Here is a 23,707-nt window from a genome sequence, read left to right on the forward strand (position 1 = left end):
GCCAGCGGCCGCCCTCGCGGCGCGGCGCCGGGTCGACGGGGCAGCACCCCGCGGAGCACGACCGACAGCCGCCACGGCTCGTCCTCCCGCACCCGCGTGCGGGAGGAGGACGCGTCGGCCTCCGTCGACGGCGCACGGCAGGCAGCCGTCGACGGCGGTCACCCCGCCCCGGGCAGGCGGCTCGCGGCGGCGGCGTCGAGCAGCCAGCGGGTCGCCCGGCGGCCGCGGGCCCCGGCGGCCGGGACCTCGGCGCGGTCGGCGCCACCCAGCGCCCGTGCCACGGCCTCGGCCTTGCCCTCCCCGGACACCAGCAGCCAGACCTCCTCGGCGGCGGTGATCGCGGCGAAGCCGAGGCTCACCCGCGTCGGCGGCGGCTTCGGGCAGTCCCGCACCGGCACCACGGTCCGTTCGTCGGAGACCGCGGGGGAGTCCGGGAAGATCGACGCCACGTGGCCCTCGGGGCCCATCCCGAGCAGCAGGACGTCGAACCGGGGGAGCGGGCCGTCGGTCCCGGCGTCGCGGGCGGCGTCGGCCAGGGCCCCGGCGTACCAGTCCGCGGCCTCCTCCGGGGTGTCGAAGCCGGCATCGGACGCCGGGATCGGGTGCACCCGCTCCGGCGGCGCCCCGACCCGGTCCAGCAGCGCCTCGCGGGCGCCCTTCTCGTTGCGCTCGTCGTCGTCGGCCGGGACGAACCGCTCGTCGCCCCACCAGACGTCGACGGCGGTCCAGTCGACCGCCTGACCGGGCGCCGGCTCCTCGGCCAGCTCCGCGGCGTGCCGCAGCACCGCCGTCCCGATCCCGCCGCCGGTGAGCACCACCGACGCCGTCCCGTGCACCGCCTGGGCCGCGGCCAGCCGCGCGACCAGCGCGGAGGCCACCGCCCGCGCCAGCAGCTCGGCGTCGGGCTCGACGACGATCCCGGGCGTGGGGCCCTCGATCCGCTCCGCGAGCGCCTCGGCGATCCGGTCCCCGGGAGGCAGCGTCACCGCGCCGCTCCGGAGCCGGCCTCGGACGGGGTCTCGGGCGCCGTCGGGTCCGGGGTGTCGTGCTCGCCGTGCTCGGCCACCTCGTCGGTGCCCTCGGAGTCCGGCGGCACCGTCGGCGCCTCCCCGTGCGGGCTGTTGGTGCCGACGTCGTCCCTCGCGAACGGCGCGCCCGCGTGCTCGGCCGGGTCCACCCACACGTGCGCGCGCACCGGCGCCCGGCCGGCCAGGCCGGTCACCCCGGTGGTGGCCTCCAGCGCCTCGGCGTACGGCTCGTCGGGGTCCAGCCGGCGCAGCTCCTCGCCGAGCAGGTCGCCCAGCGACCGGTCGGGCAGCGCCATCGTGGCGTCGGGCCGGTACGGCTGGCTGATCACCGCGCCGCCGCGGCGGTCGGCGTGCACGCGCACCTCCTCGTCCTGGTCCAGCGTCAGGAACACCGAGTCGATGCCGCTGGGCCCGGGGTGCCGGGTGGCCTGCACGACCTCGACCGCGCTGCCGGTGCGGGACGCGAGCCAGCCGCGCAGCAGCTGGGCGGTGGCCGCCCCGGGGTCGCCCTCGACGCGGGCGCCGAGCACCTTCACCGCGTCCCCGCGGCGGCCGGACACCGAGTCCAGCGCGGAGGTGAGCGTCGCCCGCCAGCCGGTGGCGCGGGTCCAGGCCAGGTCGGTGTCGCCGGGGGAGTAGTCGTGCGCCCGGGTCCGCAGCGAGGCCAGCTGGTCCGACGCCGACGTGCTGTCGGTGATCCGCCGGTCGGCGATGACCGCGAGCGCGTCGGTGCTCAGCTGCCGCGGCGGCTCGGTGTGCCACCAGGTGACCACGGGCGCGTCGGCGGCCAGCAGCGGCAGCACGACCGACTCCGCGTGCAGCGCCAGGCGCCCGTACATGCGCATGACGACCGCCTCGCCGGGGCCCAGCCGCCCGCCGATGGACACCTCGGCGTCCAGCCGCGGCACCGGGGCCTCGATCTGCCGGCGGACGACGACGAGGATCCGGCAGGGGTGCTGCTCGGCGGCCGCCGTCGCGGCCTCCTCGGCCTCGGCCACCCGGCCCTCGTCGGCGACGACCACCAGGGTCAGCGCCACCCCCGACAGCACCGCTCCGCCGGTCCGCCGCTGGGCGGCGAGCTCCTTGACCACGGCCGAGCCGGTGGTGTCCCAGAGCGTCGTCATCGCGTCTCCTCTCCGCGGGGGCGCCTCACGGACGCCGCCACCGGCGGCCCTCGGCGGCCAGCATCTCGTCGGCCGCGCGCGGCCCCCACTCGCCGGCCCGGTAGGCGTGCGGCGTGCTGCCGGCCCAGAACTCCTCGAGCGGGTCGATGACGGCCCAGGAGGCCTCGACCTCGGCGTTGCGCGGGAACAGCGTGGCGTCGCCGAGCAGCACGTCCAGCAGCAGCCGCTCGTAGGCCTCGGGGCTGGCCTCGGTGAACTGCTCGCCGTAGAGGAAGTCCATGGACACGTCCCGGACCTCCATGACGCTGCCGGGCACCTTCGACCCGAACTTCAGGGTGACCCCCTCGTCGGGCTGCACGCGCACCACCAGCTGGTTGTTGCCCAGCTCCTCGGTGTCGGTGTCGGCGAAGGGCAGGTGCGGCGCCCGGTTGAACACCAGCGCGATCTCGGTGACCCGCCGCGGCAGCCGCTTGCCGGTGCGCAGGTAGAACGGCACGCCGGCCCACCGGCGGGTCTCCACCCCGAGCCGGACCGCGGCGTAGGTCTCGGTGGTCGAGTGCGCGTCGACGCCCTCCTCCTGCCGGTAGCCCCTGGCCCGCTGACCCGCCAGCCAGCCCTGCTCGTACTGGCCGCGGACGGCGAAGGTGTGCAGGTCCTCGGGCAGCGAGATCGCACGCAGCACCTTGAGCTTCTCGGTGCGGATCTCGTCGGCCGAGAACTCGACCGGCTCCTCCATCGCGGTGAGCGCGAGCAGCTGCAGCAGGTGGTTCTGCAGCACGTCGCGCGCCGCCCCGGTCTTCTCGTAGAAGCCCGCCCGCCCGCCGATGCCGACGTCCTCGGCCATGGTGATCTGCACCGAGTCGACGTGGTGGCCGTTCCAGACCGGCTCGAACAGCTCGTTGGCGAACCGCAGCGCCATGAGGTTCTGGACGGTCTCCTTGCCCAGGTAGTGGTCGATGCGGAAGACGTCCTCGGCGCTGAACACCGAGTCGACCAGCTCGTTGAGCTCCCGGCTGGAGGCGAGGTCGGTGCCGAAGGGCTTCTCGACGACGACCCGCCGCCACCGGTCCGGCGTGCTCTCGGCCATGCCGGTGCGCTGCATCTGCTTGAGCACGACGGGGAACATCGCCGGCGGGATCGACAGGTAGAACGCCGCGTTGCCGCCGATGCCGTGGCTGCTCTCCAGGTCGGCGAGGGCGTGGGCGAGCTCGTCGAAGGCGTTGTCGTCGTCGAAGGAGCCCTGGACGAACCGGACGCTGTTGGCCAGCCGCTCCCACACCTCCTCCCGCCACGGCGTGCGGGCCGCGTTGCGGGCCGCGTCCCGTGCCAGCTCGGCGAAGTCCTGGTCACCCCAGTCCCGCCGGGCGAAGCCCAGCAGCGCGAAGTTCGTCGGCAGCAGCCCGCGGTTGGCCAGGTCGTACACGGCCGGGAGCAGCTTCTTGCGGGCCAGGTCGCCGGTGATGCCGAAGACGACCAGGGCGCAGGGCTCGGGGACCCGCGGCAGCCGCCGGTCCCGCGGGTCGCGCAGCGGGTTGGGGATCACGTGCCCTCCTCGAGGGGGTGCAGGGTCAGTCGAGGGCAGCGAGGACCTGGTCGATGCCGGCGGACCGGTCGGTCAGGTGCAGGTGCAGCAGCGGGCGCTGCCGGTCGGCCAGCGCCTGCCGGTCGCCGGCGGCCTGGGCGGCCTGCAGCGTGCCGAAGGAGTACGGCCGGTCGGGCACCGGGAGGTCCTGCGTCACCGCGCCGGTGAGCTGCAGGAACGCGCCGACCTGCGGACCGCCCTTGTGGTACTGGCCGGTCGAGTGCAGGAAGCGCGGACCCCACCCGAAGGTGACCGCGTGCTCCGTGCGGCGGGCCAGCGCCGCACGCAGCTCGCCGGCCCGGGCGTCGGCCTCGCGGTCCAGGTACGCCATGACGGCGAGGTAGCCACGCGGCGGGACGGCGCCCAGCAGGGCGTCCAGCGCCAGCCGCAGCCCGTCGGCCTGGGTCAGGTCGACGCCGTCGAGCACGCCGCCGGAGGCGTACAGCTCGACCGCGCCGATCGTGGCGGCCGGCCGCTCCTCGGGCAGGCCGGACTCGAGGATCCGCGAGGTGTTCTGCTTGGACTCGGTGACGTTGGGCTGGTCGAAGGGGTTGATCCCCAGCACCCGCCCGGCCACCGCCGTCGCGTACTCCCAGCCGAGGAACTGCGCGCCCAGCGGGCCGGTGACGCCGACCGAGGGCCGGCCGTCGACCGGGTCCCCGTCGACGACGGCCAGCAGCGCGTCCGGCGCCTGCGACCCGGGCGCGTCCACCGACTCCAGGACCACGGGCAGCAGCCCCCGGCCCTCCTTGCCGGTGGACTCGGCGATGAGCTGCTCGGCCCAGTCGCCGAAGCCCTCGATGCGCGGGCCGCTGCCGCCGGTGCCCTCGGCGAGGGCGACCTTGTCCCGGCCGGTGCGGAAGCCCGCGCCCATGGCGACGCCGAGCTCCAGCGCCGGGTTGTCCGGCTCGGCGAGGTGCTCGGCGAGGTCGGCGGCCTCGTCCAGCAGGGTGCCGACGTCCACCCCGGCCAGCGCCGCGGGCACCAGCCCGAACGCCGACAGGGCGCTGTAGCGGCCGCCGACGTTCGGGTCGGCGAGGAACACCGCGCGGGCGCCCATGGCGGCGGCGGTGTCGGCCAGCGGGGAGCCGGGGTCGGTGACGACGACGAACCGCCGGCCGACCTCCTTCTCGTCCAGCCCCGCCTCGGCGAACGCGGCGACGAACGCCCGCCGGTGGCTGTCGGTCTCGATCGTGCCGCCGGACTTGGAGCTGACCACGACCACGGTGCGGTCGAGGTCGGTCATCGCCGCGGCGACCTGCCCGGGGTCGGTGGTGTCGAGGACGACCAGCGGCGCGCCCGCGGTGCGGCAGATGACCTCCGGCGCCAGCGAGGAACCGCCCATGCCGCACAGGACGACGCGGTCGATCCCCTCGCCGGCGAGCTCGGCCCGCAGCTCGGCCAGCCGGGACACCAGCTCGCGCGAGGACGCGGGCAGGTCCAGCCAGCCGAGCCGGATCGAGGCCTCGCTCTCGGCCTCGGGGCCCCAGAGGGTGGCGTCCTTGGCCACCAGGCGCGCGGCGACGTCGTCGTCGGCGAGCTGGGTGCGGACGACCTCCGGGACGTCGAGGCCGGAGCAGGAGAACTCCAGCGTCATGCCTTGTCCTCGAGCTGGCCGCGCACGGACTCGGTGAGCTCGTCCCACGAGTCGACGAACTTCCGCACGCCCTCCTCCTCGAGGACGCGGAACACGTCGTCGAGGTCGACGCCGGCGTCGGCGATGGCCTTCATCGTCGCCGCGGCGTCGTCGTAGGTCTTCTGCACCGGGGTGCCCGCCGCGCCGTGGTCGGCGTAGGCCTGCAGCGTCTTCTCCGGCATCGTGTTCACGGTGCCGGGGGCGATGAGCTCGCTGACGTAGAGCGTGTCGGAGTACTCCGGGTTCTTCACCCCGGTCGAGGCCCACAGCGGCCGCTGCGGCCTCGCGCCCTTGGCCTCCAGCGCCTTCCAGCGGTCGGAGGAGAAGACCTCCTCGTAGGCCTGGTAGGCCAGCTGCGCGTTGGCCAGCGCGGCCTTGCCCTTGAGCTGGTCGGCGCCCGCCTTCTCCAGCCGCTTGTCGATCTCGCTGTCCACGCGGGACACGAAGAACGAGGCGACGGAGGCGATCCCGCTGAGGTCGGCGTCGGGGTCCTGCTCGAGGCGCTGCTCCAGCCCGGACAGGTAGGCGTCCATGACGGCGCGGTACCGCTCGAGGCTGAAGATCAGGGTGACGTTGACACTGATCCCGCGGGCGATCGACGTCGTGATGGCCGGCAGGCCCTCCACGGTGGCCGGGATCTTGATGTAGAGGTTCGGCCGGTCCACCAGCCACCACAGGTGCGCGGCCTCGGCGGCGGTGGCGTCGGTGTCGTGCGCCAGGCCCGGCGCGACCTCCAGCGACACCCGGCCGTCGCCGGGCTGCCGCTCGGCCACGGGGGCCAGCAGGTCGCAGGCGTCGCGCACGTCGGAGGCGGTGATGGTGCGCAGCGCCTCCTCGACGCTCACCTGGCGCACCGCTAGGGCGTGCAGCTGGTCGTCGTAGGACTCCGACCCGCTGATCGCGGCGGCGAAGATCGTCGGGTTGGTGGTGACGCCGACGACGGAGCGCTCGTCGACCAGCGACTGCAGGTTGCCGCTGCGGATGCGGTCCCGCGACAGGTCGTCGAGCCAGACGGCGACGCCCGCCTGTGACAGCTCGGCCAGCTTCTCGTTCTGTGCCATGTCTCTGCCCTTCGTGGTGAGGCCGCGTGGGTTCAGCGGTCGCCGGTGGGGTGGGGGAGGCCCCCGGTGGCTGCAACCGGGCCGGCCGGGACGGCGTTCCCCGCGGCGGCGGCCTCGATCGACTCGCGGGCGGCGGCGACGACGGCCTCGTCGGTCAGCCCGAACTCCTCGTAGAGCACCGAGTAGGCGGCGCTCGCGCCGTAGTGGGTGAGCCCCACGATCCGGCCGGCGTCGCCGACGAACTCGCGCCAGCCCATGGGCACGCCGGCCTCGACGCTCACCCGCGCGCGGACCGAGGGCGGCAGCACCTCGTCCTTGTAGGCCTGGTCCTGGTCGGCGAACCACTCGACGCAGGGCACCGACACCACGCGGGTCGGGACGCCGTCGGCCTCCAGCCGCTCGCGGGCGGCGACGGCGATCTGCACCTCCGAGCCGGTGCCCAGCAGGATCACCTCGGGCTGCCCGTTCGAGGCGTCGGCCAGCACGTAGGCGCCGCGCGCGACGCCCTCGGCGGAGCCGAACTCCGAGCGGTCGAACACCGGCAGGTTCTGCCGGGACAGCAGCAGGCCGGCCGGGCGGTCGTTGTTCTCGAGGATCGTGCGCCAGGCGACGGTGACCTCGTTGGCGTCGGCCGGGCGGACGACGTCGAGGCCGGGGATGGCCCGCAGCGCGGCGAAGTGCTCGATCGGCTGGTGCGTGGGGCCGTCCTCGCCCAGGCCGATCGAGTCGTGCGTCCACACGTAGGTCACCGGCAGCTGCATGAGCGCGGCCAGGCGGACCGCCCCGCGCATGTAGTCGGAGAAGGTGAGGAACGTGCCGCCGTAGACGCGGGTGCCGCCGTGCAGCGCGATGCCGTTCATGACCGCGCCCATGCCGTGCTCGCGGACGCCGAAGTGCAGCGTGCGGCCGTAGGGGCCACCGCTCCACATCTTCGTCTGGCGGTCGGCCGGCAGGAAGGACGGTTCCCCCTCGACGGCGGTGTTGTTGCTCTCCGCGAGGTCGGCCGACCCGCCCCACAGCTCGGGCAGCGCCGGGTAGAGGGCGGCGAGGACCTTGCCCGAGGCCTTGCGGGTGGCCACGCCCTTGGGGTCGGCGTCGAAGGTCGGCAGGCCGTCGGCGAAGCCCTCGGGCAGCCGGCGCTCGCGCATCCGCTCCAGCAGGGCGGCGCGCTCGGGGTTCTCCTGCGCCCAGGCGTCGAAGCGCTCCTGCCACTCGGCGTGGGCCTTCTCGCCGGCGTCGACCACCGAGCGGGCGTGCGCGAGCACCTCGTCGTCGACCTCGAAGGTCTTCCCCGGGTCGAAGCCCAGGACCTCCTTGGTGGCGCGGACCTCGTCGTCGCCGAGCGCCGAGCCGTGCGCGGCGCCGGTGTTCTGCTTGTTCGGCGCGGGCCAGGCGATGATCGTCCGCAGCACGATGATCGACGGGCGGCGGGTCTCGGCCTTGGCGGCGGCGAACGCGGCGTCGACCGCGGCCAGGTCCTCGCCGTCGTCGACGTGCTGCACGTGCCAGCCGTAGGCCTCGTAGCGCTTGCCGACGTCCTCGGTGAAGGCGACGTTCGTGTCGTCCTCGATGGAGATCCGGTTGTCGTCGTAGACCAGGACCAGGTTGCCCAGCTGCTGGGTGCCGGCCAGCGACGACGCCTCGCCGCTGACGCCCTCCTCCAGGTCGCCGTCGGAGGCGAAGACCCAGACGGTGTGGTCGAAGAGGCTCTCGCCCTCGGGGGCGTCGGGGTCCAGCAGGCCGCGCTCGCGGCGGGCGGCCATGGCCATGCCGACGGCGTTGCCGACGCCCTGGCCGAGCGGGCCGGTCGTCGTCTCCACGCCGGGCGTGTGGTTGACCTCGGGGTGGCCGGGGGTCTTCGAGCCCCAGGTGCGCAGGGCCTGCAGGTCCTCGAGCTCCAGGCCGTAGCCGGACAGGTAGAGCTGGACGTACAGCGTCAGGCTCGAGTGGCCCATCGACAGGACGAAGCGGTCTCGGGCCACCCAGTTCGGGTCCGTGGGGTCGTGCCGCAGCCACTTGTGGAACAGCAGGTAGGCCGTGGGCGCCATGCTCATCGCGGTGCCGGGGTGGCCGTTGCCGACCTTCTGGACGGCGTCCATCGCCAGCACGCGGGCGGTGTCGATGGCCCGGCGGTCGAGGTCGCCGAAGTCCTCCGGCAGCGTGGGGTGCGGCTGCCGGGGCGATCCGGTGGGGGAGTCGGTCGCGGCCTCGGCGGGGGCCTCGGACTCCGTGCTCTTCGTGTCGTCAGCCTGGGTCATGTCGGGCGGAACTCCTCGAGGTCGGCCGTGCGTGGGGCCGTCCGGGGAGCGGTGGTCCGTGCTCCCGGGCGGACGACGTCGGGTGCGGGGCAGCGGATCGGCCGTGTCCCTGGTCTCCCTCGACCCGTGACCCTCCGTCGTCGGCGACGGCCCTACCCGCAGTTCCCGCGGCGTCAACGTGATCAAACCCTAGTCATCCGCACCGGTGGGCGGGGTGGCCGAGGGCTACAGTGGGCCCGTTCCATACCCCGGTTCGAAGGGACCATCGTGCTGTCTTCGTGCCCGGTGGCTCCCTGCCGTCCGTGCGTGCGCGCGGCAGAGGCCGCCCGGTGACGGCGCTCACCCAGCGGCCGGCCGTCCCGGCCCGCCGGCTGTCGGGCGTGGTCGGGGCCTACGTCGCGCTGACCAAGCCGAAGCTCGTCGAGCTGCTGCTGGTGACGACGCTGCCGGCGATGATGATGGCGGCCGACGGGTGGCCGTCCTGGCGGCTGGTGGCCGCGACGATGGTCGGCGGGATGTTCGCCGCCGGCGCGGCCAACGTGTTCAACTGCTGGTACGACCGCGACATCGACCGGCTGATGTCCCGCACGCGCAACCGGCCGATCCCCGCCGGGGTGGTGTCCCCGCGGGCGGCCCTGGTCTTCGGGGCGGCCCTCGCCACGGCGTCGCTGGCGATCCTGTGGTTCGAGACCACGCCGCTGGCCACCGCGCTGGCCGCGGTCGCGATCCTGGCCTACTCCGTCGTCTACACGATGGTGCTCAAGCGCCGGACCTGGCACAACACGGTCTTCGGGGCCTTCCCCGGCGCGGCGCCGGTGCTCATCGGGTGGGCGGCGGTGACCGGCTCGCTCGACTGGCCGGCGCTCGCCTTCTTCGCCGTCGTCTTCTGCTGGCAGATGCCGCACTTCTGGGCGCTGGCCAGCCGCTACCGCGACGACTACGCCCGCGCGAACGTCCCCATGCTGACCGTCGTCGCCGGCCCGGAGAGCGTCGGCCGCCAGTCGGTCGCGTGGGCGTGGGCGACCCTGGGCGCCACCCTGCTCATGGGGTCGATCACCCCGGTGCTGAACTGGGCCTTCGCCATCGGCGGCGGCCTGCTCGGCGCCTGGTACGTCGCCGAGACCCACCAGTGGCTGGACCGCATCCGCGCCGCCGTCCCCGACCGGCCGATGAAGCTGTTCTCGGTGTCGATCACCCACATGACGCTGCTGTCGATCGCCATCGCCATCGACGTCCTCGTCTGACCCACTCGGCTGGGTCGAGATCCCGTGATCTCGACCGTCCGGGCCGGTGCCGCCGGTCGAGATCACGGGATCTCGACGTCCGACGCGACCGACCGCCACGCGGCGCCTCTCGCCGGTCGGGGTGCCCGGTGTCGATCCAGTGTCGTCTCGCGCCGTGTCGGGCGCCGTCACGGCAGGTGGTGCCGTGCCGTGAGCCGAGAACCGCGGTGCCGGAACGGGGTCCCGGCCCACGCGGCGACGGAGTACACCGGCCGTCCGGTCCGCGGCAGGGGCGCGGCGACGCGCCGTCCCGGCCGCGTGAAGGGGGGACCGCGTCGAGGAAGGGGAGGACCGTGGGGAGCACTCCAGGAAGGGCTCCGGCGGTTGCCGCCGCCGCGCTGCTGCTGGCTCTGGCCGCACCTGCGACGGCGAGTGCCGCACCAGCCGCCGGGACCGCGGAGCCGCAGCTGCTGGTGGAGGGGCTCGCCGGCGGTTCCGGGAGCACCGTCGGTCCCGGTGGGGACCTCTACGTCACCGAGCCGGTCTCCGGCGACCTGACCCGCGTGGACCGCCGCACGGGGGAGGCGACGACGGTCGCGGACTGCCTGCCGGAGCGGGTGCTCCCCCCGGACGACACGGGCGGTGCCATGGACGTCGCCTTCCAGGGTCGGACCGCCTATGTGCTGGTGACGCTGGTCGGCCCCGATGTCGGCGGGGACGACGTCGTCGGGCTCTATCGCGTCGACGCTCCGGACACCTGCACGGTCGTCGCGGACATCGGCGCCTGGTCGCTCGAGAACCCCCCGGAGACGGACTTCTTCGTGCCCACCGGCGTGCAGTACGCGTTGGAGGCAGTGCACGGCGGCTTCCTGGTCACCGACGGACACCACAACCGCGTCCTGCACGTGACCTCCGACGGCGGGATCACCGAGGTCCTGACCCTGGGGAACGTCGTCCCGACCGGCCTGGCGGCCCACGGCCGCAGCGTGCTGGTCGCCCTGGCCGGGCCGGTCCCGCACGAGCCGGCGACCGGCCGGGTGCTGGCCTTCCGGCCTGGTGACGAGGACGTCCGCGAGGTCGCCTCGGGTGGCCGGCTGCTCGTGGACGTCGAGCGCGGTCCGGGTGGCGTCTACGCCCTGTCGCAGGGCGTCTTCACGCCCGGCAACCCGGAGGGGTCGCCGGCGGACCCGGACACCGGGCAGCTGCTCCGGGCGACCCGGGACGGCGGCTTCGAACTGCTGGCCGAGCCGCTCGACCGGCCGACCTCCATGGAGGTGGTGGGCCGGACCGCCTACGTCGTCACGCTCGACGGCGAGATCTGGACGGTCGGCCTGCGCGGCTGAGCCCGGCCCCGCACGAGGGGCTCCACCTCGCTCTCCGGTGCCCGACCTCACCCTGCAGCGCGAGGTCGGACACCGCGTGGTGAGGCCGGCGCGGTCGGGAGTGAGGCCCGGCCCGGCGGCTCAGCGGGCGGCGGTGGCGGGGACGGCGGCGGCGTCGAGGGGCTGCCCGGTCGCCGGGCCGCGGACCGACCACACCAGCCGCGCGGTGTACGCGGTCACCAGCACCGCGCCGAGCATGTGCAGCAGCACCAGCACGACCGGCAGGTGCGTGAAGTACTGGACGAAGCCGACGACGCCCTGCAGGAGCTGGACGACGAGCACGTCGCGCGCGGCCCGGCGGACGCGGTCGGGGGCGTCGGTGGCGTACAGCGCCACGAGCAGCGCGATCGTCAGGCCGACGAGCAGGAACACCGCGTCGGCGTGCAGCCGGCTCACCGTCTCGGGGTCGAAGCCCATGCGGTCGCCGGTGGGGACGCCGGCGTCGTCGAGGTCGCCGCTGTGCGGGCCGCTGCCGGTGACGACCGTCCCCAGCGCGAGCACCACCGCGGTGACCGCGGCGATCCCGCCGGCCAGCAGCGCGATCGGGCGGCGGACCACCGGCCGGCCGACGCCGGGCTCGCGGGACCGCAGCCACAGCACGGTCGAGACGGCGACCAGCAGCGTGGAGACGAGGAAGTGGACGGCGACGGTCCACGGGTTCAGGCCGGTGAGCACCGTGACGCCGCCGATCGCCGCCTGGACCGGGATGCCGAGGAACGTCAGCACCGCCAGCGGCCGCAGGTCCCGGCGCGGGGAGCGCCAGACCGCCACCAGCACCGCGACCGCCACCGCGGTGAGCACGAAGGTGAGCAGCCGGTTGCCGAACTCGATCAGGCCGTGCCCGGCCATCTCCGGCGTCGTCACGAAGCTGTCGGCGGTGCACCGCGGCCAGGTGGGGCAGCCCAGACCCGAGCCGGTCAGCCGGACCACGCCGCCGGTGACCACGATGGCGCCGTTGGCGACCACGTTGGCCAGCGCCAGGCGCGTGATGACGGCGGGGGAGAAGGCGGTGGGCAGGACCGGCACGGCCCGATGCTAGTCGCGGCCGGCCACCTCCCCGGTTCGCCCAGGGCGATCACGGACGGGGAAGGACGGGGCGCCCGACCGCGCTGTAGGAGGCGCAGGCGGCCGACGCGCCGACCTGGTGTCGGTGCGCCCTCCCGGGTACGGGTGCCCCATCCGGGCGACCTCCGAGCGAGCCCCGCCGACGCCCCGACTTCCCCTTGGACGTGAGGTATGACCAACCCCTTCTTCCCGGGCCCCTACGGGAGCCCGTTCGACGACTTCTTCGCCCGCTACCTGGGCGGCGAGCAGCGCACGCCGCGGCAGCGGGTGAGCCCCGTGCAGTTCCTCAGCCAGCAGGCCCGCGAGCTGGTGAACGCCGCGGCCGCGCAGGCCCTGGCCACCGGCAGCGCCGACCTCGACACCGAGCACCTGCTGTGGGCGATGACCGGCGACGAGACCGCGCGCGCCTTCCTGTCCCGCACGGGCACCGACCCCGACCGGCTGCGCACCGAGCTCGAGGAGCGGATGCCGCAGGGGACGCCGCAGGCCGAGCGGGCCGCCCTCACCCCGGCCGCGAAGCGGGTCCTGCTCGACGCCCACCAGGTGTCGCGGGCCCTGGGCTCCACCTACATCGGCCCCGAGCACCTGCTATTCGCCCTCGCCGTCGACGCCGAGTCCCCGGGCGGGCGGGTGCTGCGCGAGCACGGGGTCACCCCCGAGGCGCTGCAGCAGGCGGCCACCGGCGGCGGCACGCCGGGCGGCGGCCGTCCCGGGCGGCCGGCCTCGAGCACCCCGACGCTCGACGAGTTCGGCCGCGACCTCACCGAGATGGCCCGCAACGGCCAGATCGACCCGGTGATCGGCCGCGAGTCCGAGATCGAGCAGACCGTCGAGGTCCTCTCGCGGCGCCGCAAGAACAACCCGGTGCTCATCGGCGAGGCCGGCGTCGGCAAGACCGCGATCGTCGAGGGCATCGCCGCCCAGATCGTCGAGGGCGACGTCCCGGAGACGCTGCGCGGCAAGCGCCTGGTCGAGCTCGACCTCACCGGCCTGGTGGCCGGCACCCGCTACCGCGGGGACTTCGAGGAGCGGCTCAAGAAGATCGTGGACGAGATCCGCGAGCACTCCGACGAGGTGGTTGTCTTCATCGACGAGCTGCACACCGTCGTCGGCGCGGGCGCGTCCGAGGGCTCCGGCGGCGCGGGCAACATGCTCAAGCCCGCCCTGGCCCGCGGCGAGCTGCACGTCATCGGCGCGACGACGCTCGACGAGTACCGCCGGAACATCGAGAAGGACGCCGCTCTCGAGCGCCGGTTCCAGCCGATCCTGGTGTCGGAGCCCAGCGTCGAGGACACCGTGCAGATCCTCTGCGGCCTGCGCGACCGCTACGAGGCCCACCACCAGGTGCGCTTCACCGACGACGCCGTCCGCGCCGCCGTCGAGCTCTCCGACCGCTACGTGACCGACCGGCACCTGCCGGACAAGGCCATCGACCTCATCGACCAGGCCGGCGCCCGCGTCCGCCGCCGGGTGAAGACCCCGCCGACGGACCTGCGCGGCCTCGAGCAGGAGGTCGAGCGGCTGCAGCGGGAGAAGGACCAGGCGGTCGCCGCCGAGCAGTACGAGCGCGCCTCCGAGCTGCGCGACGAGCTCGCCACGGCGCAGCGCCGCCTGGAGGAGGCCCGCACCGGCGGCGGCCAGCCGGGCGTGCCCGAGGTCGGCGTCGAGGACGTCGCCGAGGTGGTCTCGCGGCAGACCGGCATCCCGGTGGCCCAGCTGACCCAGGAGGAGATGGCGCGGCTGCTGCAGCTCGAGGAGCGCCTGCACGAGCGGGTGGTCGGCCAGGACGACGCCGTCCGCGTGGTCTCCGAGGCCATCCGCCGGTCCCGCGTGGGCCTGGGCGACCCGGACCGGCCCATCGGCAGCTTCCTGTTCCTCGGCCCGACCGGCGTCGGCAAGACCGAGCTGGCCCGGGCCCTGGCCGAGGCGATGTTCGGCGACTCCGACCGGATGATCCGGCTGGACATGAGCGAGTTCCAGGAGCGGCACACCGTCAGCCGCCTGGTCGGTTCCCCGCCCGGCTACGTCGGCTACGAGGACGCCGGTCAGCTGACCGAGGCGGTCCGCCGCCGGCCCTACTCGGTGGTGCTGCTCGACGAGATCGAGAAGGCGCACCCCGACGTCTTCAACACGCTGCTGCAGGTGCTCGACGACGGCCGGCTCACCGACTCGCAGGGCCGCACGGTCGACTTCACGAACACCGTGCTGATCATGACCAGCAACCTGGGGTCGGAGCTGATCCAGGGGCGCAACACCCCGCTCGGCTTCGGCACCGGTGACGGCGCCGCGGCCGACGCCGGCCTGCGGGACCGGCTCATGCGGCGGCTGCGGGAGTCGTTCCGGCCGGAGTTCCTCAACCGGATCGACGAGATCGTGGTGTTCCAGCAGCTGGAGAGCGAGCAGCTGCAGCAGATCACCCGGCTCCTGCTCGACGAGACCCGCCGGCGGCTGTCGGCGCAGGGCATCGAGGTCACCTTCACCGACGAGGCGGTCGCCTGGATCGCCGAGCGGGGCTTCGAGCCCTCGTTCGGGGCGCGCCCGCTGCGCCGGGCGATCCAGCGGGAGGTCGACAACCCGCTGGCCCGGCTGCTGCTCGACGGTCGCGTCGGGGCCGGCCGGCACGTCGTCGCCGACGTCCGGGACGGCGCCCTCGACCTGCGCGTCGAGGACCGCGAGCCGGCCGCGGCCGCCCGGGCCTGAGCCCGTCGTGACCTGCGCCACCCGGCCCCTGACCTGCACGGTCGGGGGCCGGGCGACTTAGGGGGACCTTGCTTGCAGGCCTCCCGAAATAGGACACAATCGTGTTGTGGAAAGCAGCGCGACGCAGGCGGGGACGGTGCGGGCCGACGACGTCCGCACCCGCGACCGCGTGCTCGCGCTGCTGCTCGAGCACGGTCCGCAGACCGCCAGCGAGCTGGCCGGCCGGCTGGGCGTCAGCCCCGCCGCCGTCCGGCGCCACCTCGACGCCCTGGCCGCCCAGGGCCGGGTCGAGGAGCGCGCGGCCGCGGGCGCGCACCGGGGGAGGGGCCGGCCCGCCCGGCACTTCCACCTCACCGACGCCGGCCGGTCCGGGTTCGCCCACGCCTACGACGACCTGGCGCTGACCGCGCTGCGGTACGTCGCGGCCTCCGGTGGTCCCGACGCCGTCCGCGCCGTCGCCGAGGCGCAGCTGGCCGGTCTCGAGCAGCGGGCCTCCGACGCCGTCGCCCGCGCGGCCGGTGCGCCGGTCGAGCGGGCCCGGGCGCTGGCCGAGGCGCTGACGGCCGAGGGCTACGCTGCCACGGCCTCGGCGATCTCCAGCGGCGGGCAGCTGTGCCAGCACCACTGCCCGGTCGCGCACGTGGCGGCGGAGTTCCCGCAGCTGTGCGAGGTCGAGACGGCGGTCATCGGCCGGCTGGTGGGCACCCACGTCCAGCGGCTGGCCACGATCGCCCACGGCGACGGCGTCTGCACCACCCACATCCCCGGGCCGCCTCGCAGCAGCGGAGGCGCCCGGCCTCACACCGGTGCGGGGAACAGAACGACCCCCGCACGCCCTGTACCCGGTGAGCGAGCAGCGCGGGTCGTCCCCCCACGACCCGGCCCCGCACCGTCCACCAGCACCCCCACGAACGACCGGGAGAGGACGCCCGCATGACCAGCACCCAGCAGCCGGTGACCGGCACGCCGCTGACGCAGGACGAGCAGATCGAGCAGCTCGGCCGCTACCAGTACGGCTGGGCCGACGCCGACGTCGCCGGGGCCTCCGCCCGACGCGGTCTCGACGAGGACGTCGTCCGGGACATCTCGGCGCGCAAGGACGAGCCCGAGTGGATGCTCGAGCGCCGCCTCAAGGCGCTCAAGCTCTTCGAGCGCAAGCCGATGCCCGACTGGGGGTCGGACCTCTCCGGCATCGACTTCCAGAACATCAAGTACTTCGTGCGCTCGACCGAGGCCCAGGCCGCCTCGTGGGACGAGCTGCCCGAGGACATCAAGAACACCTACGACAAGCTGGGCATCCCCGAGGCGGAGAAGCAGCGGCTGATCGCCGGCGTCGCGGCCCAGTACGAGTCCGAGGTCGTCTACCACAAGATCCGCGAGGACCTCGAGGAGCAGGGCGTCGTCTTCCTCGACACCGACACCGCCCTCAAGGAGCACCCGGACCTGTTCCGCGAGTACTTCGGCTCGGTCATCCCGTCCGGCGACAACAAGTTCGCCGCGCTGAACACCGCGGTGTGGTCGGGCGGCTCGTTCATCTACGTGCCGAAGGGCGTGCACGTCGAGATCCCGCTGCAGGCCTACTTCCGGATCAACACCGAGAACATGGGCCAGTTCGAGCGGACGCTGATCATCGTCGACGAGGGCGCCTACGTGCACTACGTCGAGGGCTGCACCGCGCCGATCTACAAGTCGGACTCGCTGCACTCCGCGGTCGTCGAGATCATCGTCAAGAAGAACGCGCGCTGCCGGTACACGACCATCCAGAACTGGTCGAACAACGTCTACAACCTGGTCACCAAGCGGGCGATCGCCCACGAGGGCGCGACCATGGAGTGGATCGACGGCAACCTCGGCTCCAAGGTCACCATGAAGTACCCGGCGGTCTGGATGACCGGCGAGCACGCCAAGGGCGAGGTGCTCTCCATCGCCTTCGCGGGCGAGGGCCAGCACCAGGACGCCGGCGCCAAGATGGTGCACGCCGCCCCGAACACCTCCTCGACCATCGTGTCGAAGTCGGTGGCCCGCGGCGGTGGCCGCACCTCCTACCGCGGCCTGGTGCAGATCGACGAGGGCGCGTCCGGCTCGAAGTCGACGGTCAAGTGCGACGCCCTGCTGGTCGACACGATCAGCCGGTCGGACACCTACCCCTACGTCGACGTCCGCGAGGACGACGTCGCCATGGGCCACGAGGCGACCGTCTCCCGGGTCAGCGAGGACCAGCTCTTCTACCTGATGAGCCGCGGCCTGTCCGAGGACGAGGCCATGGCGATGGTGGTCCGCGGGTTCGTCGAGCCGATCGCCCGCGAGCTGCCCATGGAGTACGCCCTCGAGCTCAACCGGCTCATCGAGCTGCAGATGGAAGGTGCCGTCGGCTGATGCCGGACCAGAACACCCCCATCACCACCGGTCTCACCACGGAGTCCGCCACCCTCGCCGGCGAGCTGTTCGGCGAGGGGGTGGGCACCCAGGCGGGCCCGCCGGCCGTCCCGGCGGCGGGCACCGGCACGGCCGGCCAGGCCGCGCCGGGCGCCCACTCGCACGGCGGCACCACCCCGACCGGCTCGCCGGCCGAGCGGTTCACCTCGACCGACCCCGAGGCCTTCGGCGCGGTCACCGGCCGCGAGGAGGACTGGCGCTTCACCCCGATGCGCCGGATCCGCCCGCTGCTCGACGGCGCCCCCTCGGACGCGCACCTGGAGTGGGACACCGACCTGCCCGAGGGCGTCGAGCTGACCCGCGTGGAGGCCGACGACCCGCTGATCAAGGGCCTGCCCGAGCCGGTCGACCGGCTGGCGGCGCTCACCCGGCAGCGCAGCGGCGGCGCGGCCGTCGTCCGCGTGCCGGCGGAGGCCCGGCCCGACCGCCCGGTCACGCTGCGGCTGTCGGGCAGCGGCTCGGACGACGTCGTGTGGGGCCAGCTCGTCGTCGAGGTCGGCGCGTTCGCGGAGGTGACCGTCGTCCTCGACCACGCGGGCCTCGCCCGGTACTCCGGCGGCGTGGCCGTGCTCGTCGGTGACGGCGCGCAGGTCACCGTCGTCTCGGTGCAGGAGTGGGCGCCCGGCGCGGTGCACGGCGGGCAGTACGACGCCGTCGTCGGCCGGGACGCCAGCTTCAAGCAGGTCGTGGTCACCCTCGGCGGCGACCTCGTCCGGCTGGTCAGCAACGTGCAGTACGCCGGCCCCGGCGGCACCGCGGAGCTGTTCGGCGTCTACTTCTCCGACGAGACGCAGCACCAGGAGCACCGGCTCTGGGTGGACCACGCGGTGCCCAACTGCACCAGCAACGTGCTCTACAAGGGTGCGCTGCAGGGCGAGGGCGCGCGCACGGTGTGGATCGGCGACGTCCGCATCCGCCCCGCGGCCACCGGCACCGACACCTACGAGCTCAACCGCAACCTGGTGCTCACCGACGGCGCCCGCGCCGACTCGGTGCCCAACCTGGAGATCGAGACCGGCGAGATCGTCGGCGCCGGTCACGCCAGCGCCACCGGCCGGTTCGACGACGAGCAGCTGTTCTACCTCTGCTCGCGCGGCATCGACGCGGAGACCGCCCGCCGCCTGGTCGTGCGCGGCTTCTTCGCCGACGTCGTCCAGCACATCGGGGTCGACGAGCTGCAGGACCGCCTGATGCGCTCCATCGAGACGCGCCTGGGCGCCCTGCCCGGCCTCGACGAGCAGCCGGTCGAGGTGGCCTGACCCATGGCCTTCGAGCGGGTCTGCGGGCTCTCCGACGTCCCCGAGAACGGGGCGCTGCGGGTGGAGCTCGCCGACGTCGACGTCGCCGTCGTCCGGTACGACGGCGACGTCTACGCGGTGCAGGACGTGTGCTCGCACGCCGAGGTCCCGCTGTCGGAGGGCGACGTCGAGGAGTTCGACGGCGCACCCACCATCGAGTGCTGGCTGCACGGGTCGTGCTTCGACCTGCGCACCGGCGAGCCCACCAACCTGCCGGCCACCGAGCCGGTCGACGTCTACCCGGTCCGCGTGGAGGGGGATGACGTCTACGTCGACACCGAGTCCGACGGGCGCCTCCCGCTCGCGGCCGGCAACTGAGGAGCGAGAGAAGAAGTGTCGGTTCTGGAGATCCGCGACCTGCACGTCACGGTCGGTGAGGGCGACGAGACCAAGGAGATCCTCCGCGGCGTCGACCTGACCGTCCGGTCGGGCGAGACGCACGCGATCATGGGCCCCAACGGCTCGGGCAAGTCGACCCTGGCGTACTCGATCGCCGGGCACCCGAAGTACACGATCACCGGCGGCACGGTGACCCTCGACGGCGAGGACGTGCTCGCGATGAGCGTCGACGAGCGCGCCCGCGCCGGCCTGTTCCTCGCCATGCAGTACCCGGTCGAGGTCCCCGGCGTCTCGGTGTCGAACTTCCTGCGCACCGCCGCCACCGCGGTCAAGGGCGAGGCCCCGAAGCTGCGCACCTGGGTCAAGGACGTCCGCGACGAGATGTCGGCGCTGGAGATGGACCCGGCGTTCGCCGAGCGCAACGTCAACGAGGGCTTCTCCGGCGGTGAGAAGAAGCGCCACGAGATCCTGCAGATGCGGCTGCTCAAGCCGAAGATCGCGATCCTCGACGAGACCGACTCCGGCCTCGACGTCGACGCGCTGCGGGTCGTCTCCGAGGGCGTCAACCGCACCCGCGAGGAGGGTGACGTCGGCGTCCTGCTGATCACCCACTACACGCGGATCCTCCGCTACATCACACCCGACTTCGTGCACGTGTTCGTGGGCGGCAAGGTCGTCGACGAGGGCGGCAAGGAGCTCGCCGACAAGCTCGAGGCAGAGGGCTACGCCGCCTACGTCAAGGGCTCGAAGGAGACCGCGAAGGCATGACCTCGACCGCCTCGCGTCCCACGGGGACGCGTGTCCCGCTGCCCCTGGACGTCGAGGCGATCCGGGCGGACTTCCCGATCCTGTCGCGCACCGTGCGCGACGGGAAGCGGCTGGTCTACCTCGACTCCGGCGCCACCGCGCAGAAGCCCCGCAGCGTCCTCGACGCCGAGCGCGACTTCTACGAGCGGATCAACGCCGCCCCGCACCGCGGCGCGCACCAGCTGGCCGAGGAGGCCACCGGCGCGTACGAGTCGGCGCGGGCGCGGATCGCGGCCTTCATCGGCGCCTCCGCCGAGGAGGTCGTCTTCACCCGCAACTCCACCGAGGCGATCAACCTCGTGGCGTACTCGCTGTCCAACGCGGTGACCGCCAAGGACCCGGCGCACCGCCGGTACGCCGTCGGCCAGGGCGACGAGATCGTCGTGACCGAGATGGAGCACCACGCCAACCTGGTGCCCTGGCAGCAGCTGTGCGAGCGCACCGGGGCGACCCTGCGCTGGCTCGGGCTCACCGACGACGGCCGGCTGGACCTGTCCGACCTGGACACCGTGGTCAACGAGCGGACCAAGCTCGTCGCGGTCACCCAGCAGTCGAACATCCTGGGCACGATCAACCCGCTCGGGCCGATCACGGCGCGGGCGCGGGAGGTCGGCGCGCTGGTGCTGGTCGACGGCGCGCAGTCGGTGCCGCACCAGCCGGTCGACGTCGCGGCGCTCGGCGCGGACTTCCTGGTGTTCTCCGGCCACAAGATGCTCGGGCCCACCGGCATCGGCGTGCTGTGGGGCCGCTACGACGTCCTCGACGCGCTGCCGCCGTTCCTCACCGGCGGGTCGATGATCGAGGTCGTGCGGATGGAGGGCAGCACCTTCATGCCGCCGCCGCAGCGGTTCGAGGCCGGCGTGCCGATGACCGCCCAGGCCATCGGCCTCGGCGCCGCCGTCGACTACCTGCAGGCGCTCGGCATGGCGAACGTGCAGGCGCACGAGGAGGCGCTGACCGCCTACGCGCTCGAGCAGCTGCAGGCGGTCCCCGGCGTCACCGTGATCGGCCCGCCGGACACCGTCGCCCGCGGCGGCGCGGTGTCCTTCACCGTCGAGGGCATCCACCCGCACGACGTCGGCCAGGTCCTCGACGACCTCGGCATCGCCGTCCGGGTGGGGCACCACTGCGCGTGGCCGGTGGTCCGGCGCTACGGCGTCCCGGCCACCACCCGGGCCACCTTCTACGTGCACACCGGGTACGACGACGTCGACGCGCTCGTGGAAGGCGTGCGGGCCGCGCAGCGTTTCTTCGGTGTGACGCCGGAGGAGGCAACCGCCTGATGCAGCTCGAGTCGATGTACCAGGACATCATCCTGGACCACTACCGCAACCCCCACGGCCGCGGACTGCGCGACCCGTTCGACGCCGAGGTGCACCACGTCAACCCGACCTGCGGGGACGAGGTGACCCTGCGGGTGCACCTGGACGGCGAGACGATCGCCGACGTGTCCTACGAGGGCATGGGCTGCTCGATCAGCCAGGCCTCGGTCTCGGCGATGTACGACCTCGTCGTCGGCCGCCCGGTCACCGACGCGCTGGCCACCGGCGACTCGTTCATGACGCTCATGCAGTCCAAGGGCGACTCCGCGGTGGCCGCGCAGCTCGAGGACGAGCTCGAGGACGCCGTCGCCTTCGCCGGGGTGTCGAAGTACCCCGCCCGCATCAAGTGCGCGCTGATGAGCTGGATGGCCCTCAAGGACGCCTCCGCCCGCGCGCTGGCCGCCACCCCCACTGGAGGACAGGCATGAGCGAGACCACCGAGAACACCGCCCCCGAGCTCCCGGCCTACAAGTCGGCGCTGCTCGAGGACGTCGAGGAGGCCATGCGCGACGTCGTCGACCCCGAGCTGGGGGTCAACGTGGTCGACCTGGGCCTGGTCTACGGCATCGACGTCGCCGAGGACGGCGACTCGCAGGTCGCCGTCCTGGACATGACGCTCACCTCGGCGGCCTGCCCGCTGACCGACGTCATCGAGGACCAGGCGCGCGCCGCGCTGACCGGCGGCCCCGGCCCCGGCCTGGTCGACGACGTCCGGATCAACTGGGTCTGGATGCCGCCGTGGGGTCCGGACAAGATCACCGACGACGGGCGCGAGCAGCTGCGCGCCCTCGGCTTCCGGGTCTGATCGAGGGACCGTCTGCCCCGCACGACACGCTCCGCGTGCCGCGGGACCCCGCGGCCGCGCCGGACCAGCCCGACTGAGGGTCCGCGATCCCCTCGCCGGACTCCTCGATGGGCCCCCGGGGACGACCCGGCGGCCCACGCGAGCGTCGTGACACTGCCCGCGCCCCTCGGGGCGCGGGCAGTCGTCGTCGGGGGGACCGTCCGGCACGTCGTCGCCGCCGACGTCGACCCGGACCGGGTCGCCCGCCGGTGGCCCCGGACCGGCCGGCCCTGCCGCTGGGCGCCCGCTCCTCTCGCCGCTGCGCGCGTTCCCGAGCCCGGGCCACCGGGCGGTGTGCGCGGAGTCGCTGTCCGGCTCCCGAGCCGGGCGCGGGTTGTCCGTGGCGCACCATCGGGTAGGGCGCCAGCGGGCTGCGCACTCCGCCCGAGGAGGACGGCATGAACGAGACCTTCCGGCTGGGCCGCATCGCCGGCATCCGGGTCGGCGTCAACGCCAGCGTCCTGGTGATCGTGGCGATCATCGCCGCCGGCCTGGCACTGGGGCGCTTCCCCCTGGTGCTGCCCGGCCGCAGCGGCCTCGCGTACGCGGCCGCCGCCCTGGTGGCCGCGGCCGCCTTCCTCGCCTCGCTCCTCGCGCACGAGCTGGCCCACGCGGTGGTCGCCCGGCGCAACGGCGTGGAGGTCGAGGGCATCACGCTGTGGCTGCTGGGTGGGGTGGCCCGGCTGCGCGGCGGCGCACGGACCCCCGGGGCGGAGTTCCGCATCGCCGGCGTCGGCCCGCTGACCAGCCTCGTCCTCGGCGGGCTGGCCATGGCGGCCGCCGTCCTGGCGCGGGTCGCCGGCGCCGGCGGGCTGCCCGTGGCCGTCCTGGACTACCTCGCGGTCATCAACGTCTCGCTGGCCCTGTTCAACCTCGTCCCGGCGGCCCCGCTCGACGGCGGGCGGCTGCTGCGGGCGCTGCTGTGGTGGCGGCGCGGGGACCCGTGGTCCTCGGCGGTGACGGCGTCCCGGGCGGGGCGGTTCTTCGGGTTCGCGCTCGTCGCCCTCGGCGCCCTGCAGCTGGTCACCGGCCGCGGCCTGGGCGGGCTGTGGCTGGGTCTGATCGGCCTGTTCCTCGTCAACGCCGCGACCGCCGAGGAGCAGCAGGCCCGCGCGTCCGCACGGCTGGGCGGGCTGCCGGTGGGCCGGGTGATGAGCGGCCCGGTGCTGACCGCCGACCCCGACCAGCCGGTCGACCGATTCCTGTACGAGGTGGCCCTGGCGCACCGGTTCAGCACCTACCCGCTGGTCGGCCCCGGCGGGGCGCTGGTCGGTCTCGTGACCCTCAACCGGCTGCGGTCGGTACCGGCATCCGCCCGGGCGACGACGCGGCTGCGTGACGTCGCCTGCCCGCCGTCGGAGGTCCCGACCGCCCGCCCGGAGGAGCCACTGCTGGACCTGCTGGGGCGCATGGAGGGCTGCGGCGACGGGCGAGCCGTGGTGCTCGACGGCGGCCGCGTGGTCGGCGTCGTGTCCCCGAGCGACGTCACGCGGACCCTGCAGCTGGCCGACCTGGCCGCGGCCGGCCGGTACCCCGGCGCCGGTGGGGGAGCCGACGTCGCCCGGGTGCCGGGCCCCGGACCCGGCTGACCACCGGCCGGGG

Annotated in this window: 19 protein-coding genes; 12 read left to right on the forward strand and 7 right to left on the reverse strand. The window is 74.2% G+C overall.

All coding sequences use genetic code 11. The features are described from left to right. Positions 1–158: 158 nt before the first annotated feature. Genes pgl through tkt form a run of 6 tightly spaced genes read right to left on the reverse strand, consistent with a single transcriptional unit; the run spans position 159 to position 8,689 of the window. Entirely contained in the window at positions 159–986 is an 828-nt protein-coding gene (pgl, locus tag ACI8AK_RS07075) for a 6-phosphogluconolactonase (RefSeq protein WP_387992964.1), read from the reverse strand. Continuing rightward, positions 983–2,152 carry a glucose-6-phosphate dehydrogenase assembly protein OpcA gene (locus ACI8AK_RS07080; RefSeq protein ID WP_456949557.1) on the reverse strand — a complete coding sequence of 390 codons (1,170 nt, stop codon included), beginning with the start codon at positions 2,150–2,152 and terminating at the stop codon, positions 983–985. The genes pgl and ACI8AK_RS07080 overlap by 4 nt, the downstream gene beginning before the upstream one ends. A gap of 25 nt (positions 2,153–2,177) precedes the next feature. Continuing rightward, positions 2,178–3,695 (reverse strand): glucose-6-phosphate dehydrogenase, encoded by a 1,518-nt coding sequence (zwf, locus tag ACI8AK_RS07085; protein ID WP_387992959.1) that lies wholly within the window; start codon positions 3,693–3,695, stop codon positions 2,178–2,180. 25 nt (positions 3,696–3,720) lie between these two features. Beyond that, positions 3,721–5,331, reverse strand: a complete 1,611-nt coding sequence (locus tag ACI8AK_RS07090) for a glucose-6-phosphate isomerase (protein ID WP_387992956.1) — start codon at positions 5,329–5,331, stop codon at positions 3,721–3,723. Beyond that, the gene (gene tal, locus ACI8AK_RS07095) at positions 5,328–6,431 is read right to left on the reverse strand and encodes a transaldolase (protein ID WP_387992953.1); all 1,104 of its coding nucleotides are present in this window, start codon (positions 6,429–6,431) and stop codon (positions 5,328–5,330) included. Before tal ends, ACI8AK_RS07090 begins: the two co-directional genes overlap by 4 nt. A gap of 32 nt (positions 6,432–6,463) precedes the next feature. Continuing rightward, on the reverse strand, positions 6,464–8,689 hold the full coding sequence (gene tkt / locus ACI8AK_RS07100) for a transketolase (protein ID WP_387992950.1): 2,226 nt from the start codon (positions 8,687–8,689) through the stop codon (positions 6,464–6,466). Between the two features lie 329 nt (positions 8,690–9,018). Between tkt and ACI8AK_RS07105 the strand changes: the two genes are divergently transcribed. Both ACI8AK_RS07105 and ACI8AK_RS07110 read left to right on the forward strand, forming a co-directional pair. Beyond that, positions 9,019–9,933, forward strand: coding sequence for a heme o synthase (locus ACI8AK_RS07105; RefSeq protein ID WP_456955634.1), 915 nt, complete (start codon positions 9,019–9,021; stop codon positions 9,931–9,933). A 332-nt stretch (positions 9,934–10,265) separates the two neighbouring features. Next, on the forward strand, positions 10,266–11,255 hold the full coding sequence (locus ACI8AK_RS07110) for a ScyD/ScyE family protein (protein ID WP_456955635.1): 990 nt from the start codon (positions 10,266–10,268) through the stop codon (positions 11,253–11,255). 120 nt (positions 11,256–11,375) lie between these two features. On the opposite strand, the gene ACI8AK_RS07115 is transcribed toward ACI8AK_RS07110, so the two are convergent. Continuing rightward, positions 11,376–12,320 carry a COX15/CtaA family protein gene (locus ACI8AK_RS07115; protein ID WP_387992942.1) on the reverse strand — a complete coding sequence of 315 codons (945 nt, stop codon included), beginning with the start codon at positions 12,318–12,320 and terminating at the stop codon, positions 11,376–11,378. Positions 12,321–12,530: 210 nt separating this feature from the next. Here ACI8AK_RS07115 and ACI8AK_RS07120 point away from each other — a divergent pair, with 210 nt between their 5' ends. From ACI8AK_RS07120 to ACI8AK_RS07165, 10 genes are all read left to right on the forward strand, one after another. Beyond that, entirely contained in the window at positions 12,531–15,059 is a 2,529-nt protein-coding gene (locus tag ACI8AK_RS07120; protein ID WP_456955636.1) for an ATP-dependent Clp protease ATP-binding subunit, read from the forward strand. 106 nt (positions 15,060–15,165) lie between these two features. Continuing rightward, complete coding sequence (locus tag ACI8AK_RS07125) at positions 15,166–15,996, forward strand: helix-turn-helix transcriptional regulator (protein ID WP_456955638.1); 831 nt, start codon at positions 15,166–15,168, stop codon at positions 15,994–15,996. Continuing rightward, on the forward strand, positions 15,993–17,435 hold the full coding sequence (gene sufB / locus ACI8AK_RS07130) for a Fe-S cluster assembly protein SufB (RefSeq protein ID WP_387992934.1): 1,443 nt from the start codon (positions 15,993–15,995) through the stop codon (positions 17,433–17,435). Before ACI8AK_RS07125 ends, sufB begins: the two co-directional genes overlap by 4 nt. Continuing rightward, positions 17,435–18,754 carry a Fe-S cluster assembly protein SufD gene (gene sufD, locus ACI8AK_RS07135; RefSeq protein ID WP_456955640.1) on the forward strand — a complete coding sequence of 440 codons (1,320 nt, stop codon included), beginning with the start codon at positions 17,435–17,437 and terminating at the stop codon, positions 18,752–18,754. Before sufB ends, sufD begins: the two co-directional genes overlap by 1 nt. 3 nt (positions 18,755–18,757) lie before the next feature. Continuing rightward, positions 18,758–19,111 carry a non-heme iron oxygenase ferredoxin subunit gene (locus tag ACI8AK_RS07140; protein ID WP_387992930.1) on the forward strand — a complete coding sequence of 118 codons (354 nt, stop codon included), beginning with the start codon at positions 18,758–18,760 and terminating at the stop codon, positions 19,109–19,111. 15 nt (positions 19,112–19,126) lie between these two features. Next, the gene (gene sufC / locus ACI8AK_RS07145; protein ID WP_456949566.1) at positions 19,127–19,900 is read left to right on the forward strand and encodes a Fe-S cluster assembly ATPase SufC; all 774 of its coding nucleotides are present in this window, start codon (positions 19,127–19,129) and stop codon (positions 19,898–19,900) included. After that, a complete protein-coding gene (locus tag ACI8AK_RS07150) occupies positions 19,897–21,222 on the forward strand; it encodes a cysteine desulfurase (protein WP_387992924.1) in 1,326 nt (441 codons plus the stop codon). Before sufC ends, ACI8AK_RS07150 begins: the two co-directional genes overlap by 4 nt. Continuing rightward, positions 21,222–21,689, forward strand: a complete 468-nt coding sequence (sufU, locus tag ACI8AK_RS07155) for a Fe-S cluster assembly sulfur transfer protein SufU (RefSeq protein WP_456949567.1) — start codon at positions 21,222–21,224, stop codon at positions 21,687–21,689. The genes ACI8AK_RS07150 and sufU overlap by 1 nt, the downstream gene beginning before the upstream one ends. After that, positions 21,686–22,066 (forward strand): metal-sulfur cluster assembly factor, encoded by a 381-nt coding sequence (locus ACI8AK_RS07160; RefSeq protein ID WP_387992918.1) that lies wholly within the window; start codon positions 21,686–21,688, stop codon positions 22,064–22,066. The genes sufU and ACI8AK_RS07160 overlap by 4 nt, the downstream gene beginning before the upstream one ends. A gap of 437 nt (positions 22,067–22,503) precedes the next feature. Further along, positions 22,504–23,694, forward strand: a complete 1,191-nt coding sequence (locus ACI8AK_RS07165) for a site-2 protease family protein (RefSeq protein ID WP_456955642.1) — start codon at positions 22,504–22,506, stop codon at positions 23,692–23,694. Positions 23,695–23,707 lie beyond the last annotated feature (13 nt).

This window comes from Geodermatophilus sp. SYSU D00867 (assembly GCF_054050315.1).